Genomic DNA, 17,828 nt, shown 5'->3' with positions numbered 1-17,828 from the left:
TTCCGGGACCGGCGTGAAAGGATCCCGGCTGTGGCCAGCACAGCGATCCGGACCCGTACGGCGACCGACCTCGACACCTGCGTGCTGATCCTCGCCGAGGTGCACAAGACGGCCGGCTACCCGGTGAACTGGCCGGCCGATCCCGGCGGCTGGCTGTCCCCGGACAACGCGCTCGGTTGCTGGGTACTCACCGTTGACGACGAGGTCGCCGGGCATCTGATCGTCACCGCTGAGGGTGATCAGGAGGCACTGGTCGAGCGGCTCTTCGTCGATCCACGGCGTACCGGCGGCGGGCTCGGCGGACAGCTGCTGGCGTACGCCGTTGCGTTTGCCGCGGAACAGCACCGGCGCTTACTACTCGACGTGGTGGACAGCCGTCACGGCGCAGCCGGCTTCTACCGCAGGGCAGGCTGGCGCGAGATCGGCCGGACGCCGATCGACTGGGGTGGCACTCAAGCTTCGGAGTTGATCCGCTTCTCCGCTCCGTCGTCCTGAATCTCATCCAGCGGGTTCGCGAGCTCGTCGGTGAGCATCCGGCCGAACCAGACCACCAGGAAGCAGATCAGCACCGGCCCGACCCCCGCGACGATGAAGACCGCAGTCACGCCGAACAGGCTGCCCGCCGGCCCGGCCAACGCCATCGAGACCGGCATCAGCAACAGCGAGACGAAGAAGTCCAGGCTGGCGATCCGGCCGCGCAGGTGATCGGGCACCCGGCGTTGCAGCAGCGTCCCCCAAATCACCATCGCCGCGGACCCCGTCGCGCCCACCACCGCGGCGCCGGCCGCCATCACCCACAGATCCCGCGCGAAGCCGAGCACGACGATCGGCGCTGACCCGACACCCCACATCAGCGTCATCACGGTCAGATACCGCCGGGGCAGACTCCGCGACGAGATCAGCAACGCGCCCAGCGCACCACCGATCCCGAACGCCGCCAGCACCAACCCGAAGTCGCCCGGCCCGCCACCGAGTTGGTCCCGGACCGCGAACGGCAGCAGCACCTCGAGCGGCCCGAGAATCAGCAACACATACCCGGTCCCGAACAACAACGATGCCAGCAACCACCGCGTCGCCCGGACGTAGCCCCAGGCCTCCCGGAGATCTCCCACCATCGCCCGGAACCCAGGAACCGCGGTGCCTTCATCGGCTTTCACCTCACCGCCGAGCTCCGGGTGAACTCGCATCGCCGCCACACAGCCGGCGGAGAACAAATAGGTCAGCCCGGCCACCAAAATCGCCATCCCCGGCGACAACGCGGCAATCGCCAACCCACCGAGCGCCGGCCCGGTCGCCTGCTGCGCCAGCGGACGCAGTACCCCCTCCAGCCCGTTGGCCGCCAGCAACTCGTCCGCGGGCAGCAACTTCGGCACCAACGCCGTGTACGCCGGGATCAAGAACGCCTCGCCACCACCGATCAGCACCGCGCCGACCGCGAGCTGCCAGATCTCCAGCCACTCGGCCAGCGCCAGCCCGGCGAGCACCAGCAGCACCACCCCGCGCACACTGTCCGCCACGATCATCACCGACCGTTGCGAGAGCCGATCGGCCGCGATCCCGCCGAACAGCACGCACACCAGCAACCCGACGCTGTACGCCGTGGTCACCACCGACAACTGGACCGGCCCGCCACCGAGCTCGATCACCTGCCAGGCCAGCGCCACCAGCCACAGCCCGCTCCCGAGCAGCGCCACCGCCAGCCCGATCCACAGCAGCTGGTAGTCGCGATGGCGCAACGGCCGAACTGCCTTCCACCGGACCTTCTTCATCCCGCCACCCTACGAGCCTTCACCGACAGTCCGGACCCCATTAACGATCCCGACGCGTGGGCCAGGGTGCGGCGGGGTGCCACTTCGGCGGATCATGGTGCGGGTGAGGATCATCGACGCAGTGCCCGCGCCGTGACCGCCGTCGACGAGTTGTTCGCCGAGCGGGTCCGGACCCTCCAGCCGGTCGCCTGCGAACACCCCGCCGAGGTCCTGCTCAGCTTGTACGACGCCCAGCTCGGCAGCCGGCACGCCGACCTGGCCGCCAGGTGGCTGCAGTCGCAAGGGCACGGCTACTACACGATCGGTTCGGCCGGTCACGAGGGCAACGCGGCCGTCGCCGCGGCTCTCCAGCCGACCGACCCCGCGCTGCTGCACTACCGCTCGGGCGCCTTCTACCTCGCCCGCGCCGCGCAGCACCAGGACAAGGACGGCCTCCGCGACATCCTGCTCGGCGTCGCCGCGGCCACCAGCGAACCGATCTCCGGCGGCCGGCACAAGGTGTTCGGCCGGCACGATCTGGCGATCATCCCGCAGACCTCCACGATCGCCTCGCACCTGCCGCGCGCGATGGGCGTCGCGTTCTCGATCGCCCGCGCCGCCAAGCTCGGCGTACCGTCGCCGTGGCCTGCCGACGCCGTCGTGGTGACGAGTTTCGGTGATGCCTCGGCCAATCACTCGACCGCGACCGGCGCGATCAACGCGGCCCTGCACGCGTCGTACCAGGGCATCCCGATGCCGCTGCTGCTGGTCTGCGAGGACAACGGGATCGGGATCAGCGTCCGCACGCCGGACGGCTGGATCAAGCAGACCTACGGGCAACGCCACGGCCTCCGGTACTTCGATGCCGATGGCACCGATCTCGCGGCGACGTTGACGATGGCAACGGAGGCGGCGACGTTCGTCCGGCGGAACCGGCGCCCCGCGTTCCTTCGGTTGCGCACGGTCCGGTTGATGGGCCACGCCGGGTCGGACGTCGAGGCGGCGTACCGGAGTCCAGCCGAGCTGCTGGCCGACGAGGAGCTCGATCCACTGCTCGGTACCGCGCGGTTGCTGCTTGCCCTCGGCTACCAGCCCGACGACGTGATCGAGCTTTACGAGAACAAGCGGACCGAGGTGCTCGGGATCGCGCGCGACGTGGCGGGGCTGCCGCAGCTGGATTCGACGGCTGCGGTGGTGGCGCCGCTCTCCTATCCCGACAATGTTGCGGTCGAGGAGTCGTTGCCTGGTCACCATGTTGATGTCGGCAAGAGCGAGCCGCTGACGCTCAGCCAGTCGATCAATCGCGCGCTGGGCGATGTGCTCACGTCGTACCCGGAGGCGTTGGCCTTTGGCGAGGACATCGGGCGCAAGGGCGGGGTGTACGGCGTGACGCGGGGGCTGCAGAAGTCCTTCGGGGCCGCGCGGGTCTTCGACACGTTGCTGGACGAGCAGTCGATCCTCGGGTTGGCGCTGGGGGCGGGTGTCTCGGGGTTGCTGCCGCTGCCGGAGATCCAGTACCTCGCCTATCTGCACAACGCCGAGGACCAGTTGCGGGGCGAGGCGGCGTCGCTGAAATTCTTCTCGCAGGGCCAGTACCGAAATCCGATGGTGCTGCGGATCGCGGGCTACGGCTATCAGAAGGGGTTCGGCGGGCACTTCCACAACGACGACGCGATCGGCGTACTGCGAGACATCCCGGGGCTGGTGATTGCCTCGCCGTCGCGACCCGACGACGCCGCGGCGATGCTGCACACCTGCGCGGCGGCAGCCCGCGCGGAGGGCACGGTGTCGGTGTTCCTGGAGCCGATCGCCTTGTACCACCGGCGCGATCTGCACGAGGACGGCGACGACCAGTGGGTCACGCCGTACCCGACGGAGCACGTGCCGATCGGCCGCGGCCGGGTGTACGGCGAGGGCCGCGACCTCACCCTGGTTACCTTCGGCAACGGCCTCCCGATGAGCCTCCGAGTCGCCGCCCGTATCCCCGGCTGCCGAGTCCTCGACCTCCGCTGGCTCGCCCCGCTCCCCGTCGAAGACCTCTTGCGCGAAGCAACAGCCACCGGCCGCGTCCTGGTGGTCGACGAAACCCGCCGCTCCGGCGGCGTCTCGGAAGGCGTGCTGGCGGCCCTCATCGACGCCGGCTACCAAGGTCAGCTGGCCCGGGTAACCAGCGAAGACTCCTTCGTCCCGCTCGGCAACGCCGCCCTGCAAGTCCTACTCAGCGAAGAAACCATCGAGACAGCAGCCCGCAAACTACTCAGCTGAAGAGGCGCTGCCAGAAGCTTCTTTTGGATTTTTCGGCAGGTTCTGTCGCCCTGGCACGCGCACGAGCAGCTTGGCGCGCCTCGTGGCCCTCCAGCCACTGGGCGAACATCTCTTCCTCATCGACCGGCCCGACCGGAACAACCACTCCGGTCGCGTCGCGGATCTGCAGCAGGATGCGGCGATTGAGATCCTGCAGATAGTCGCGGACCTCAGTCTCGGTACGCAGTACCGCCAGCTTCTCCTGCAGCGCCTGCTTCTCCTTGCGGAGCTGCACCGACGGCGGCAGCAGCGCGTCGGTCTCGATCTTCTCCCGGCGGATGAAGTCCTTCACCCACCAGTCCGGATCGTGCGCGTCGGCCAGCTTCGGCAGCGGTTTGCCCTCACCGGGCAGGCCGTCGAAGTCGCCGCGGTTCTGGGCCTGCTTGATCTGCGCCTCGACCCAGTCCTCGGTCTTCATCCCGGGCGGCTTGCGCTGCGTCATCTGTACGCCCTCCAGTCAACGACAAGGTTGCGGTACGACGACCACTTTACCCTCTTGTGATTGCATTCACAAGCGGATCGGCAGCCCCCACATCCGGCTCCCCGGCTCGACCAGCCCGTGCCGGACCGCGACGATCCGCAGCATCCGTAGCGGTCCGAAGATGAACCCGATCCCGAGCGGCACCTCGATCACCAGCGCGCTGATCAGCGCCTGCAGCAGATCCGCACCAGGCTGACTCGTCATCACGTCGAACCACGCGTCGCAGATCAGCAGGACGCCGGACGCGAACGCCGTCGGGAAGACCAACTGCTGCCGTCGCCAGCCCGCGATCGCGGTCGTCACCAGCATCGCGATCAGCACGATGTCGAAGCCGACCCAGGTCGCACCCCAGTTCCGCGCGACGTAGTGCCCCGGCAGCGTGACCGCCAGGTACACCGTCCACGGGATCAGCGTCACGACACACGCCACCAGCACCACCAGCCGCCGCTTGCGAAGCCGCTCGAGCGTCCGCCCACCCGGCGCCGGCCCCCGCGCGGCCACCAACCGCCGGACCAGCTCCCGCCGCTCCGCCGGCGCCATCGCCGCGATCTCCTCGTCACTGAGACTCACCCCAGCACTCTCACACGCCACCCCCGCCCGGTCCCCGCCCGCCACCCACCTCAACCCCACCCACTTTCGGGGTCAGCAGGAGGCGCGCTGGGTGGGGTTGGCAAGGGCACCGCGATGACCGAGGCTGGGCAGCACCGAAGCGCCGATCGAGAGGACCCACCTGTGTCGTCTGTCATCTTGTCCGTGGTCAACGGTGAGCGGGTCCCGGACCCGATTCGCAGTACGCCGTCCACCAACCCGGCGAACACCGCCGAGGTGGTCGGCACCATCGGGGTCGCGGGGCCGGACGTGTTCGTCCAGGCCGCCCAGGCCGCCAAGGACGCGCAGCCGGGGTGGGCCGCGTTGCCGGCGCCGCAGCGCGGTCAGGTGATCGCGAACGTCGGCCGGCTGATGACCGCCAACAAGGACCGGCTGGCCGCGCTCGTCACCCGCGAGATCGGCAAGCCGCTCGCGGAAGCGCTCGGCGAGGTGCAGGAGATCATCGACACCTGCGACTTCTTCATCGGCGAGGGCCGCCGGCTCTACGGCCAGACCGTGCCGTCGGAGATGCCGGACAAGCAACTGTTCACCTTCCGCCGCCCGATCGGCGCCGTCGCGGTGATCTCGGCCGGCAACTTCCCGGTCGCCGTACCGTCCTGGTACATCGTCCCGGCGCTGCTCTGCGGCAACACGGTGGTCTGGAAACCCGCCGAGTACTCCGCTGTCGTCTCGAACGCGTTCTACGAGATCTTCGCGCACTCCGGCGTACCGGCGGGCGTCTTCAACCTGGTGTACGCCGACGGCCCCGACACCTTCGCCGGGCTGGAGCAGTCGCTGGCCGCCGGGCTGATCGACAAGGTCGGGTTCACCGGCTCGACCGAGGTCGGCAGCCGGATCGGCGAGCTGTGCGGCCGGCACCTGCAGACCCCGTGCCTCGAGCTCGGCGGCAAGAACCCGATGGTGATCACCGAGGACGCGGACCTCGACCTGGCCGTCGACGGCGCGCTCTTCTCCGGCTTCGGTACTGCGGGTCAGCGGTGCACGTCGCTAGGAACGGTGATCGTGCACGAGTCGATCCACGACGAGTTCGTCACCCGGTTCAGCGCCGCGGTCGCGGCTGCCGCGATGGGCGACCCGACCCAGGACGTGTTGTTCGGGCCGTTACTGGACGAGAAGTTCGCGGCCGGTTTCGAGAAGTCGCTCGGCTGGATCGGCGCGCAGCACACCGTGATCGGCGCGACCGGCCGGGTCGGCGCCGACAACCCGCGCGACGGTTTCGTCGGTACGCCGGAAGCGGGCTTGTTCTACCACCCGGTGATCGTCGACGGAGTCCAGCCCGACGACGAGCTGTTCCTCAACGAGACCTTCGGTCCGGTGGTGGGCATCACGACGTACCGGACCCTGGACGAGGCGATTGCCCTTGGCAACAAGTCTGGATACGGCCTGTCCAGCTCGATCTACACCACCGATCCGAACAAGGCGTTCCGGTTCGCGCAGGGGATCTCGGCGGGCATGGTCAGCGTGAACAACTCGACCTCGGGCGCCGAGGCGCACCTGCCGTTCGGTGGCAACGGCAAGTCGGGCAACGGCTCGCGGCAGAGCGGGATCTGGGTGCTGGACCAGTTCACCCGGTGGCAGTCGCTCAACTGGGACTACTCGGGCAAGCTGCAGAAGGCGCAGATGGACACCGTCACCGTTGAGGCGGATCACGACTTCCTGTTGCCATGACCCTGCCGGAGACGGCGAACGTGGTGATCGTCGGCGGCGGGGTGATGGGCACAAGTATCGCCTTCCACCTCGCCGAGGCCGGCGTCACCGGCATCCTGCTGCTGGAGCAGAACGAGCTGGGGTCGGGCTCGACCTCGAAGGCGGCCGGCGGGATCCGGGCGAACTTCTCCGACGAGCTGAACATCGCGCTCGGCGCGCGCAGCCTGGAGGCGTTCGCCCGGTTCGGCACCCGCCCTGGGCAGGAGATCGACCTGCACCGGGTCGGCTACCTGTTCCTGCTGTCGTCGGACGAGCAGGTCGAGTTGTTCGAGCAGAGCACCCGGCTGCAGAACGCGGCCGGTCAGCCGACCCGGATGCTGGACGTCGACGAGGCGGTCCGGCTCGCGCCGATCCTGTCTCCCGACGGCCTGGTCGCCGGGTGCTTCTCCCCCAACGACGGGCACTGTACGCCGGAGTCCGTCGTCCTCGGGTATGCAACCGCCGCGCGGAAACTCGGCGCGCGGCTGGTCACCGGCTGCGAGGTCATCGGAATCGATGCTGTGGGCAATGAAATCCGCGGCGTCCGGACCAGCCACGGAACGGTCGCCACGTCGACCGTGATCTGCGCCGCCGGCGCCTGGTCGGGTCCGCTCGCCGCGATGGCCGGAATCGACCTTCCGGTCACTCCCCTGCGACGCCAGATCGTCGTGACAGAGGCGATTCCGGGCCTGCCGCGCGACCTTCCGATGACGATCGACTTCAGCAGCACGTTGTACTTCCATGGCGAAGGCCCTGGCCTGCTGGTCGGCATGTCCGATCCGGACGAGGAGCCTGGCTTCCACCTCGGCCGATCGGAGGCTTGGCTGCCGCGGCTGACCGCCGCGATGGAGCAACGAGCGCCGTCGCTGCTCGACGTGGGCCTGGCGAGTGGCTGGGCCGGTCTCTACGAGAACACACCGGATCACAACGCGCTGATCGGCGAGGCGCGAGAGGTCAGCCGTTTCCTGTACGCCACCGGCTTCTCGGGGCACGGTTTCCTGCAAGGCCCCGCGATCGGGGAGATCATCCGGGATCTCTACCTGGACAGAGAACCGTTCGTTGACGTCTCACCGCTCGACGCCACCCGCTTCCAGACCTCAGGCCTGCGGTCCGAACAAAACATCATCTAGAACTCTTTACGGGCCGTCCGAGTCCGGCCAGTTCTCCGGGTCGCACCAGGCCGGATCCCAGCCCTGGGCGGCGCAGTACTGGGCGATCAGCTCCTCGCGGGTCGGCGGGCGGCGCGTCGTCGGCCGGGTCGTCGGCTTCACCGTGGTCTTGGTGGCCGTCGGTTGCTTGGTCGGCGTCGTCTCGCGCTCTTCCCGCTCTTCGCGCTTCTTCGTGGTCCGCGTCTTGGTGGGCGTCGGCGTCTTGGTCGGCTTGGTGGTCTTCACAACCGGCGGCGGCGCCGAAGTCTCAGCGGTGGTGGTCGTCTTCGGCGGCGTGGTCGGCTGCACCGACGGCGTCGGCGTGCGGTCGTCGACCGCCGGCAGAGCCTGCGAGTCCGCCGGACCACCGTCGAACAGGCCGATCGCGGACAACGCCCAGAAGTTCACCACCAGGAACAGCGCCAGACCTCCGGCGCCCAGCGCGACCACGCGCCGTGAGGGACCGCCGTACCGGCCGACGGGGCCGCGGACCGCGTTGCCCTTGCCGTCGACCCAGAACTTCCAGTCGTCGGGCGCGGCCGGCCACTCCGGATCCGGGCGCCATGTCTTCGGCGGCATCCAGCTGCGGCGGGGCGGCGTGGGCCAGCTCGGCGGCACTACGAACCGCTTCACGAATCCTCCACGTCGCCGACGAAAACCCGACCCAGGCTAATGGATCGGCCAGCACTCCCGACACCCCGGTCGGCGAGCATCCACCGACCGGTACCAACCACCAACGACCCAGCCGAAGGAAAAGCTACTGCCACCCGGCGTGTTGGCTTCACTTATTGGGGATTGGCGCCCTCGACCGCATCGGCCGACGCCTCATCACCCCGAGCCCGCAGCGAGGCGACCACCCCCTCGACATCGGCCGCCGACCGGTTCTGGCTGAGCTTTTCCTTCGCCTCGATCCGGCTGATCACCAGCTCGACTCCGACGATGGCCCGCAACTGGCCCGCGACGAACTCTGCCGGCGCATCATCCACCGACCACGGCTCGTCGAATCCGCCTTCGTGCTTGGCCGTCAACTGCCGGACCAGCTGATCGAGCCAGACCGGATCGTCGTGAATCACCAATTCGCCGTAGACATGGGCGGTCACGTAGTTCCAGGTCGGCACGACCCGACCGTGCTCCTGCTTCGACGCGTACGCCGACGGCGAGATGTACGCGTCCGGCCCGGTGATGATCGCGAGTGCCTCGCCGGTCGCGGGCGTCTTCCACTGGGGATTGTTCCGCGCGAGATGCCCACGCAGTACGCCGTACTCGCCGGCCGACGGGTCGTAGACGAACGGCAACAGCGTTGCCAGCAAGCCGTCCGCAGTACTGGTGATCAGGTCGCCGGCGCCGTGGTTGAGCAGCAGATCTCGTACGACGGAGTCCGCGGCGGCGAAGTGTTTGGGGATGTACATCTACTTGACGATCAGCTTGCTGGCTTGGTCGAGCATGTCGGTGGCGAACCGCTCACTGAAGCCGGCGGCGAAGCCCGTCAGGCCGAAGACCGCGACGGATGCCGGAGTACCGACTGCGGCGCCGGCCGCCAGAACGCCTGCCAGCAAGGTGAAGTAGCCGAGGCAGCCGAAGATCGCGCCCACGCCGGGGCGGAACGCGCCGAGCATCACGCGTTGCCAGCGGGAGGCGCTGTGGTCGATCACCAGTGAGCCGTTGCCCATCCGCTGGATCACGCTGATCGTCGCGCCGAGCGCCGACATCGCGATCGCGGCGACCAGCACCGACGGCACCAGCGCACTGCGCCACCAGGCGTTCGCGGCGACGCCGAACAGGATGACCAGTACGAACGTCGGCACGATTCCACCGAGCACACCCTGGAAGTACTCCAGTCGCGCCTGCCGTTGCAGCAGTACGTCGACCCGCGCCTTCACCACGGTGATCTCGTTCTTGGCGGCCGCGATCGCCGCCGCGACTTCCTCGGGGCTGGCGCCACCGGCAACCAGGTCGGCCGCGACCATCACCCGGGTCAGCCCGGAGTACGCGTGGTCGGTGGCCTCCTCACGCTGCTGGACGACTCCCCTGCCCTGCAGGTTGTAGAGCGCTTCGCGGGCGATCACCTTGCAGTCGATCTCGGCGTCGACGAGGTCCGGCGGCGGCGAGTTGAGGATCGAGTAGACCGCGCGGTCCTTGGCCAGCAGGCAGCCGCCGACCACCTCGCTGCAGTAGTACTCCTTCTCGATCCCGCCGTGCACCTCGCTGAATCGCTGTGACAGCACGGGAATCAGCCAGTTGCCCGCGTCGCAGGACAGCTGGTCGGTCGAGGCCGCGAGTTGATGCGCCTGGACGAGATGCCGGAACGTCGCCGGGCCGTTGACCGCCGCCTGGTAGAGGTCGGGGAAGCGGGCGGCCGACTCCTCGCCCGCGGCGGTGGACGGCACCGACTCCAACGGGGGCAGCGCTTCCGCGGCGGCCTCGGGCCTGAGCAGTGCTTCCTGGGCGGCCTCGGGTCTCGGCATCGGCAGCGGCTCTGGAGGCAACGGTTCAGGCAACGGTTCGGCGGGCAACGGCTGGACGGACGACGGCTCGGCGGGCAGGTCCGGCATCGAGTTCATTCGCCTACGGTACGGCGGGCGGCCCACTGGTGTCGCGGACCTGCAGAACCATCGGCAGATAGACCGGTTCAGTATCGGAGTCGTTCACCAGCAGCTGCTCCAGGATCTCCCCGGCCCGTCGCCCGAGCTCGTCGCGCGGCACCGACACCGTGGTCAGATTCGAGTGCGCGACCCGCTCCAGCGAGATGTCGTCGAACCCGATCACCGACAACTCCTCCGGTACGCCGACGCTCAGCTCCCGCAACCGCGCGATCGCCCCGAGCGCGACCAGATCGTTGTAGGCCAGCACCGCGGTCGCGTCCGACTCCAGCACCGCCGCGACAGCGTCGTACCCGGCCTGGCTCGTCGACCCACCACACTCGACCACCGTCACCTCGAGCCCGAACGCCCGCGCCGCCTCGAAGGCACGGACCCGTTCGTCGTTGCCCCACGAGGCCGACGGCCCACTCAGGTACGCCGCGCGCCGGTGCCCGAGCTGCGCGAGATGCCCGCAGACCTGGGTCATCCCACCGGTGAAGTCGACCGAGATCGACGGCACGCCGGCCCCCGCGACCACCCGGTTGAACAACACCATCGGGTGATCGCGGCCGAGCAGCTCGACCAACTCGGCGCGAGGCATCCGCGGCGAGGCGAGCAGGACGCCGTCGCAGCAGCGCATCAGATCCTCGACCAACTCGAACTCCAGCGCGGGATCCTCGTCGGACTCCATCACCATCATCCGGCGGCCATGCGCACGGGCGACCGCCGAGACGGCCTTCAGCACCTCGGGAAAGTACGGGTTCGCCAGGTCCGGCACCAGAACCCCGATCGTGCCCCACTCGCCCCGGGCCAGCCCCTGAGCAGCGGCGTTCGGCCGGTAGCCGAGATCGCGGACGGCGTCATGGACCCGCGAGACCAGCGTCGGGTCGACCCTCGCGGTGCCGTTCAGCACCCGCGAGACAGTCGCGGCCGAGACCATCGCCGCCGTACTGACGTCGCTGATCGTCACCCGCGGGGACCGGCCCGGGCGGTTCTGCACCTAGCTCCTCCACAAGGTCATGAAAACGCTTGCTCAGCGTGGCGTAGCGCACTGGATTTCACAAGACTGTTCTCTGAAACCGCTTTCAGACGAGCTCTTGCCGACTGGCCCGCACCGGACTAGTGTCCATGGGCAAACGCTTACCGAGAGGCTTTCCCATGCAGCTCGACCGACTCTCGTCGTTCCCGGTCACCGCGTTCGACGCCGATGGCGCACTCGCGCTCGGCCCGTACCGCGAGCACCTGCGGCACCAGCTCGACGCGCGTCCGGCCGCGATCTTCGCCGCCTGTGGCACTGGTGAGTTCTTCTCCCTCACCCTCGACGAGTACGCCGCCGCGGTCCGCGCCGCTGTCGAGGAGGCGGCCGGCGCGCTGCCCGTCTTCGCCGGCACCGGCTACGGCACCGCGATCGCCCGCCAGTACGCCGAGGCCGCGCGCGAGGCTGGAGCCGATGGCCTGCTGGTCTTACCTCCGTACTTGGTCAAACCCTCGCAACAAGGTCTGGTGGATCATTTCCGCGGCCTTGCGGCGACAGCGGGCCTGCCGCTGATCGCCTACCAGCGCGACAACGCGATCTTCACCGCGGACGGCGCCGCCGAGCTGGCGCGGATCCCCGGCGTGATCGGCTTCAAGGACGGCCACGGCGACCTCGATCTGCTGCAGCGGATCATGGCCGTCGCGCCGGACCTCACCTACTTCAACGGCCTCCCGACCGCCGAGGTGACCGCCCGTTCCTACGCGGCGATCGGCGTCCGGGCGTACTCATCGGCAGTGCACTGCTTCGCGCCCGAAATCGCCCACGCGTACGAGGCCGGCCTCGACCAGTTGCTCCCTGACTTCTACCTCCCGCTCGTCAAGCTGCGCGACAAGGGCGCCGGGTACGCCGTATCGCTGGTCAAGGCCGCCGTACGTCGCCGGCTGACCGACGTCGGCTCGGTGCGCTCACCGCTCACCGACCCGCTGCCCGAGCACCTCGAGGAGCTCGATCAACTCCTGGACCAAGGCCTGACCCTGGTCCGGAAGGCGGCCGAGGCATGAAGATCAGCCAGATCGTCATCACCCCGATCGCGATGAAGGACCCGCCGCTGCGCAACATCCAGGGCATCCACCAGCCCTACGCGCTGCGCTCGATCCTCCAGGTCCAGACCGACGAGGGGCTGACCGGACTCGGCGAGACGTACGGCGACCTCGCGGTGGTGACCGCGCTGCGTCAGGTAGCGCCCCGGCTGGCCGGGCTCGACCCCTTCGACCTCAACGGTCTGGAGCGGATCATCAACGAGACGCTCGGCTCGGCAGCCGGGCTGGCCACGCACGGACTGGTCGGCGAGGCGAGTGACGAGAAGACGCTGGCGACCGTGCTGTCGGCCTTCGAGATCGCCTGCTGGGATCTGCAGGGCAAGGCGCTCGACCGTCCGGTGGTCGAGCTGCTCGGTGGCAAGGTCCGCGACGCGGTGCCGTACAGCGGCTACCTGTTCTTCAAGCCTGCCGCGCATCTGCCGGTGCCGGACTACGAGGCGGACCGCTGGGGCGAGGCGATGGATGCCGAGGGCATCGTTGCTCAGGCCCGCAAGATGGTCACGGAGTACGGGTTCAAGTCGCTGAAGCTGAAGGGCGGCGTGCTGCCCGCGCTCGACGAGGCCGACGTCATCCTCGCACTGCGGGACGCGTTCCCGGGGCATCCGCTGCGGCTCGATCCCAACGCGGGCTGGACCGTCGAGACCAGCATTGCTGTCGGCAACAAGCTCGACGGCGTACTTGAGTATCTGGAGGATCCGACCGCGACGATCGACGGGATGGCCGCGGTCGCCCGTGAGGTGTCGATGCCGCTGGCCACCAACATGTGTGTCACCGCTTTCAGCCACCTGCCGCCGGCGATCCGCGTCGATGCCGTCCAGGTGGTGCTGTCCGACCACCACTTCTGGGGCGGGTTGCGGCGGTCCCGCGAGCTGGCTGCGATCTGCCGCACCTTCGGGATCGGACTGTCGATGCACTCCAACTCGCACCTCGGCATCAGCCTCGCCGCGATGACCCACCTGGCCGGCGCGACCCCCGAGCTGACCTACGACTGCGACACGCACTATCCCTATCTGGTCGAGGACGTCGTACAGCCAGGTGTGCTGAGCTTCACCGACGGCGCGGTCAAGGTCCCGACCGGTCCCGGGCTCGGCGTCGAGCTGGACCCGGACTCGTTGGCCCGGCTCTCCGAGCAGTACGAGAAGTGCGGCTTCGACACCCGGGACGATGTCACGCCGATGCGAGCGGTCCAGCCGGACTGGGACCCTGGCGTTCCGAGATGGTAGCGCCCCGATGGTGAGACACGGCGCCTTCGCCTACACCTGGGATCTCGTCGGCGATCCCTCGGCGGCCGCGCGCTTCGCTGACCTCGGCATCGACACCGTGACGCTGCAGGCCGCCTACCACTCCGTGCGCGCCACGACCGCCTGGCATCCGGCCCACCGCATCGTGCACGCCAACCACGCGGCGGCGTACTTCCGGATCCGCCCAGAACGCTGGCGCGGGCTGCGACCGCTGGCACCCAATTGGGCCGTCGACGACGGAGACCGCTTCGGTACTGCGTCCGCCGCGCTCACCGCGGTTGGGCTCCGCACCGAGGCGTGGGTGGTGCTGACCCACTCGTCGGTGCTCGGGCGCTCCGCACCGCAGTACGCCGTGATCAATGCCTATGACGAAGTCATGAGTTATGCCTTGTGCCCAGCCCAGGCCGCTGTGCGCGACTACGCGTTGACGACCGTGCAGGAGATCTGCGAGCAGTACGACGTACCGGCGTTGATGCTGGAGGCTTGTGGCTGGCTCGGGTTCGAGCACGCCAGTCAGCATGAGAAGACCGCGGGTGCGGATCTCTCCGCCTGCGCCCGTGACCTGCTTTCCCTCTGCGTCTGCCCAGCCTGCGCCGAGCGGCTTGGGCTGGACGTCCTGCAGCTCAAGGCGGACCTCAGGCGGATTGTCGATCGCGAACTGCAAGAAGGAGTCCGGGCCGGGACCAGCTTGGCCGAGGCCCTCGGCAGTGAGCGCGCCGAGGCTATCTACCGGCATCGGCGTGAGGTGATCAGCGGGTTGGTCCGGGAGGCGGCGAGTCTGGCCGGCGATCGCGACCTGTTGCTCATGGCAACTGATGATCCGCAGGTGACCGGGCCGGACGTCGGGGTCGAGCTGGCCGGCTTCGAGCCGGCGCCGGCCGCGTACGTGTTGAAGTGCTGGGACGACGAGGAGCCGGCGATCGCCCGGATGAAGGCCGCCGCCGCGCGGACCGAGGTGCCGTTGGTTGCCAATGTCAACGCGGTCGGTGAGCATTCGTCCGAGCTGCCCGCGCTGGCCGCGCGACTCGTTGCGGCGGGCGCCTCGGAGGTCCGGTACTACCATGCCGGACTGGCGTCGCCCGCGCGCCAAGCGGCCATCCGTGCCGCTGTCCAGGAGGTGACCTGATGCTCAACGGCCTGTACGTGATGGACCTAGCCCGCTTCCCCGACATCTACGGCGAGGACGAGCGAGCCGCGATCGAGCAGCAGCTCCGGATCGTTGCCCCACCCCTGGCTCCGGCCGAGCTGACGGCTGATCTGCTCGCCGACGTCGACGTGCTGGTCACCGCCTGGGGCGGACCGCAACTGACCGCTGAGTTGCTGGAGTCTGCTCCCCGCATCGGTTTGGTCCTGTACGGCGCCGGCTCGGTGCGGTCCGTGGTGACCCCGGAGTCGTGGGCCCGCGGTGTCCGCGTGACCACAGCCAACTCCGTGATCGCCGAGTCGGTGGCCGAGTTCACCCTCGCCCAGGTGCTCTACGCCTTGAAACACGGCTGGCGCTACGTGCTCGGTTCACGGGAGCGCGCCGAGGCGTTGCCGCGGGCAAACAACGAGCCAGGCGCCGCCGGATCCGTGGTCGGCCTGATGTCGCTCGGCGCAACAGGTCAGGCAACCGCCCGTTTGCTCGGCCGGCACGAACTGGACCTCCAGGCCTACGACCCGTACGTCGATCCCGCAACCGCGGCATCCCTTGGAGTCCGCCTGGTCTCGCTGGAGGAGTTGTTCGCGACCTCCGACGTGGTGTCGCTGCATGCGCCCGTCCTCGACGCGACCCGCAAGGTGGTCAGCACGGAGTTGCTGTCGTCGATGAAGCACGATGCGACGTTGATCAACACTGCACGGGGAGCGTTGATCGACGAGGACGCGTTGGTGACCGTACTGCGGGAGCGCACCGACCTGTTCGCCGTACTGGATGTGACTGATCCCGAGCCGGCGCTGCCCGGATCGCCGTTGTTCTCGGCAACGAACATCGTGGTGACCCCGCACCTGGCCGGGACGCTGAACACCGAGCGCCGTCGGCAGGGACAGCTGATGGCAGCCGAGTTGAAGCGCTACGTCGCCGGTGAGCCGCTGGAGCACGAGATCTTCGAGTCGGGGCAGGCGAGATCCGCATGACGCTTCTGGTGATGGTGCCGCCGCAGCGCGAGAGCACCGCGGGCTGGGCAGAGCGGTTGATGGCCGAGGTGCCTGGGTTGACCGTGGCTCGACCGTCCGCGGAGGATGCCGCCTGGGCGTTGCGGGAGGCGGACGCGGCGTACGGCGTACTGCCGGTTGAGTCGCTGGCGGCAACTACGCGGCTGCGGTGGTTCCAGGCGCAGCAGGCCGGTCCGCCGCCTGGGTTCTACTACCCGGAGTTGGTCGCCCATCCGGTGGTGGTGACGAACATGCGCGACACCTATACCGATCATGTGGCGACGCATACGTTGTCGTTGGTGCTGGCGCTGTGCCGCGGGTTGCCGCGCTATATCCGCGACCAGCAGACGGCTTCATGGAATCCCGACTGGGATCCCGAAGCGATCGTCTCCTTGTCGGAGGCAACTGCTCTGGTCGTGGGAGTTGGTGCTCTGGGCACCGAGATCGGGCGGCTGCTGGCTGCCTTCGGTACTCGGGTGACCGGGATCGACGTACGACCCTCGGCTCGTCCAGGATTTGCCGACGTGTTGCCGGTGGAGGCGCTGGACGAGCAGCTGCCGCTGGCCGACCTGGTGATCCTCACCGTGCCGCACACGCCCGACACCGAGGGGATGATCGACGCGCGGCGACTCAAGCTGCTCAAGGCGTCGGCGTACTTCGTCAATGTCGGGCGCGGGCCGACCGTTCAGCTCGACGCGCTGGATGCGGCGCTGGCAGCCGGGCAGTTGCGGGGGGCCGCGCTGGATGTGTTCGAGACCGAGCCGTTGCCGGACGACCACCCGTTGTGGCGGCGTCCCGAAGTACTGATCACCCCGCACGTCGCAGGAGTCGGGCCGCACGAGGCAGAACGGCGCTTCGCCGTGCTGCTGGACAACGCCCGGCGGTTTGTTGCCGGTGACACCTTGATCAACGTCGTCGACAAGTCCAAGTGGTTCTGAGAGGAACGCCAGATAGTCATTCTTCCGCCCCGAAGGAGTTCCGTCATGCGTGTTGCCCGCCCTCTTGCCCTGCTGTCCGCCGTCGTCGCGAGCGCTGCCCTGCTCACCAGCGGCGGTGCGAGCGCAGTACCGGCTGCTGCTTGCACCTATCCCGCCGAGGTTCTGGACCTGACCCGGTGGAAGGCGCAGATGCCGATCGACGACCCCAACCAGTCCGGCACCCAGATCCTGCAGGTACTCCGGCCGCGGCTGAACACGTACGTGCTGTCGCCGTGGTTCAAGCCGACGTCGTCGTGTGACGGCGTGCAGTTCCGCAACGCGGTGAACGGGGTGAAGACGCCGAACACCACCTACGCCCGGTCCGAACTGCGCGAGATGCAGACCAACGGCACCACCGAGGCCAAGTGGTCCTCGAACTCCGGCACCCACACGATGGTGATCGACCAGGCGATCAACCACCTGCCGAACAGCAAGCCGCAGGTGATCGCCGGCCAGATCCACGACGGCAACGACCGCTCCACCTTCCGGCTGGACGGCAAGGCGCTCTACATCACCCGCGACAACGACACCCACTACAAACTGGTGAACAGCAACTACACCCTCGGCACCCGGTTCCAGGCGAAGTTCGTGGTCAGCAACGGCTCGATCAAGGCGTACTACAACGGCACCCTGCAGACGACGATCCCGGTCAGCTTCACCACCGGCTACTTCAAGGCCGGCGTCTACACCCAGGCGAACTGCGACAACTCGTCCCCGTGCGACACCAGCAACTACGGGCAGAACACGATCTACGGTCTGTCAGTCAGCCACAGCTAGCCAGACCCACCAGCCGCGCCCCGGCAACTGCCGCCCCGCGTCGGCTCTCGCGAACTGCTGGTTTTTACA

General features: G+C 68.6%; 17 protein-coding genes. 10 read left to right on the top strand and 7 right to left on the bottom strand.

What is annotated here, in order from left to right; all coding sequences use genetic code 11:
* Positions 1-30 precede the first annotated feature (30 nt).
* Positions 31-495: a GNAT family N-acetyltransferase gene (locus tag AB0P21_RS37585; RefSeq protein WP_363703592.1), complete on the top strand. Its 465-nt coding sequence runs from the start codon at positions 31-33 to the stop codon at positions 493-495.
* On the opposite strand, the gene AB0P21_RS37580 is transcribed toward AB0P21_RS37585, so the two are convergent.
* Complete coding sequence (locus AB0P21_RS37580; RefSeq protein ID WP_363703590.1) at positions 453-1,769, bottom strand: MFS transporter; 1,317 nt, start codon at positions 1,767-1,769, stop codon at positions 453-455. The two genes, AB0P21_RS37585 and AB0P21_RS37580, sit on opposite strands and share 43 nt — an antisense overlap.
* Before the next feature lie 132 nt (positions 1,770-1,901).
* On the opposite strand from AB0P21_RS37580, the gene AB0P21_RS37575 reads away from it, so the two are divergent.
* Complete coding sequence (locus AB0P21_RS37575) at positions 1,902-4,013, top strand: thiamine pyrophosphate-dependent enzyme (protein WP_363703588.1); 2,112 nt, start codon at positions 1,902-1,904, stop codon at positions 4,011-4,013.
* Here the strand turns inward: AB0P21_RS37575 and AB0P21_RS37570 are convergent.
* Positions 4,006-4,494, bottom strand: coding sequence for a DUF1992 domain-containing protein (locus AB0P21_RS37570; protein WP_363703586.1), 489 nt, complete (start codon positions 4,492-4,494; stop codon positions 4,006-4,008). The genes AB0P21_RS37575 and AB0P21_RS37570 overlap by 8 nt on opposite strands.
* A gap of 66 nt (positions 4,495-4,560) precedes the next feature.
* A complete protein-coding gene (locus tag AB0P21_RS37565) occupies positions 4,561-5,103 on the bottom strand; it encodes a hypothetical protein (RefSeq protein ID WP_363703584.1) in 543 nt (180 codons plus the stop codon).
* A 162-nt stretch (positions 5,104-5,265) separates the two neighbouring features.
* On the opposite strand from AB0P21_RS37565, the gene AB0P21_RS37560 reads away from it, so the two are divergent.
* Together AB0P21_RS37560 and AB0P21_RS37555 are read left to right on the top strand one after the other, a co-directional pair.
* Complete coding sequence (locus tag AB0P21_RS37560) at positions 5,266-6,810, top strand: aldehyde dehydrogenase family protein (RefSeq protein WP_363703582.1); 1,545 nt, start codon at positions 5,266-5,268, stop codon at positions 6,808-6,810.
* Complete coding sequence (locus AB0P21_RS37555; protein WP_363703580.1) at positions 6,807-7,958, top strand: FAD-binding oxidoreductase; 1,152 nt, start codon at positions 6,807-6,809, stop codon at positions 7,956-7,958. Before AB0P21_RS37560 ends, AB0P21_RS37555 begins: the two co-directional genes overlap by 4 nt.
* A 6-nt stretch (positions 7,959-7,964) precedes the next feature.
* On the opposite strand, the gene AB0P21_RS37550 is transcribed toward AB0P21_RS37555, so the two are convergent.
* The 4 genes from AB0P21_RS37550 to AB0P21_RS37535 all read right to left on the bottom strand — a co-directional run bounded on the left by AB0P21_RS37550 (position 7,965) and on the right by AB0P21_RS37535 (position 11,555).
* Complete coding sequence (locus AB0P21_RS37550) at positions 7,965-8,609, bottom strand: hypothetical protein (protein WP_363703578.1); 645 nt, start codon at positions 8,607-8,609, stop codon at positions 7,965-7,967.
* A 152-nt stretch (positions 8,610-8,761) separates the two neighbouring features.
* The gene (locus tag AB0P21_RS37545; RefSeq protein ID WP_363703576.1) at positions 8,762-9,385 is read right to left on the bottom strand and encodes an FMN-binding negative transcriptional regulator; all 624 of its coding nucleotides are present in this window, start codon (positions 9,383-9,385) and stop codon (positions 8,762-8,764) included.
* Positions 9,386-10,537 carry a hypothetical protein gene (locus AB0P21_RS37540; protein ID WP_363703574.1) on the bottom strand — a complete coding sequence of 384 codons (1,152 nt, stop codon included), beginning with the start codon at positions 10,535-10,537 and terminating at the stop codon, positions 9,386-9,388.
* A 4-nt stretch (positions 10,538-10,541) separates the two neighbouring features.
* Positions 10,542-11,555: a LacI family DNA-binding transcriptional regulator gene (locus tag AB0P21_RS37535; protein WP_363703572.1), complete on the bottom strand. Its 1,014-nt coding sequence runs from the start codon at positions 11,553-11,555 to the stop codon at positions 10,542-10,544.
* A 158-nt stretch (positions 11,556-11,713) separates the two neighbouring features.
* On the opposite strand from AB0P21_RS37535, the gene AB0P21_RS37530 reads away from it, so the two are divergent.
* Genes AB0P21_RS37530 through AB0P21_RS37505 form a run of 6 tightly spaced genes read left to right on the top strand, consistent with a single transcriptional unit; the run spans position 11,714 to position 17,759 of the window.
* Complete coding sequence (locus tag AB0P21_RS37530; RefSeq protein WP_363703570.1) at positions 11,714-12,592, top strand: 5-dehydro-4-deoxyglucarate dehydratase; 879 nt, start codon at positions 11,714-11,716, stop codon at positions 12,590-12,592.
* On the top strand, positions 12,589-13,854 hold the full coding sequence (locus AB0P21_RS37525) for a glucarate dehydratase family protein (protein WP_363703568.1): 1,266 nt from the start codon (positions 12,589-12,591) through the stop codon (positions 13,852-13,854). Before AB0P21_RS37530 ends, AB0P21_RS37525 begins: the two co-directional genes overlap by 4 nt.
* A gap of 7 nt (positions 13,855-13,861) precedes the next feature.
* The gene (locus AB0P21_RS37520) at positions 13,862-14,998 is read left to right on the top strand and encodes a hypothetical protein (protein ID WP_363703566.1); all 1,137 of its coding nucleotides are present in this window, start codon (positions 13,862-13,864) and stop codon (positions 14,996-14,998) included.
* The gene (locus AB0P21_RS37515; protein WP_363703564.1) at positions 14,998-15,987 is read left to right on the top strand and encodes a hydroxyacid dehydrogenase; all 990 of its coding nucleotides are present in this window, start codon (positions 14,998-15,000) and stop codon (positions 15,985-15,987) included. Before AB0P21_RS37520 ends, AB0P21_RS37515 begins: the two co-directional genes overlap by 1 nt.
* The gene (locus AB0P21_RS37510) at positions 15,984-16,943 is read left to right on the top strand and encodes a D-2-hydroxyacid dehydrogenase (protein ID WP_363703562.1); all 960 of its coding nucleotides are present in this window, start codon (positions 15,984-15,986) and stop codon (positions 16,941-16,943) included. The genes AB0P21_RS37515 and AB0P21_RS37510 overlap by 4 nt, the downstream gene beginning before the upstream one ends.
* 45 nt (positions 16,944-16,988) lie before the next feature.
* The gene (locus AB0P21_RS37505; RefSeq protein ID WP_363703560.1) at positions 16,989-17,759 is read left to right on the top strand and encodes a polysaccharide lyase family 7 protein; all 771 of its coding nucleotides are present in this window, start codon (positions 16,989-16,991) and stop codon (positions 17,757-17,759) included.
* Positions 17,760-17,828: the final 69 nt, after the last annotated feature.

The sequence above is a fragment of the Kribbella sp. NPDC056861 genome, assembly GCF_040687575.1.
In the GTDB taxonomy this organism is placed as follows: domain Bacteria; phylum Actinomycetota; class Actinomycetes; order Propionibacteriales; family Kribbellaceae; genus Kribbella.
Note: the sequence above shows the minus strand (reverse complement) of the source record. Positions and strands in the feature narration are given on the sequence as shown.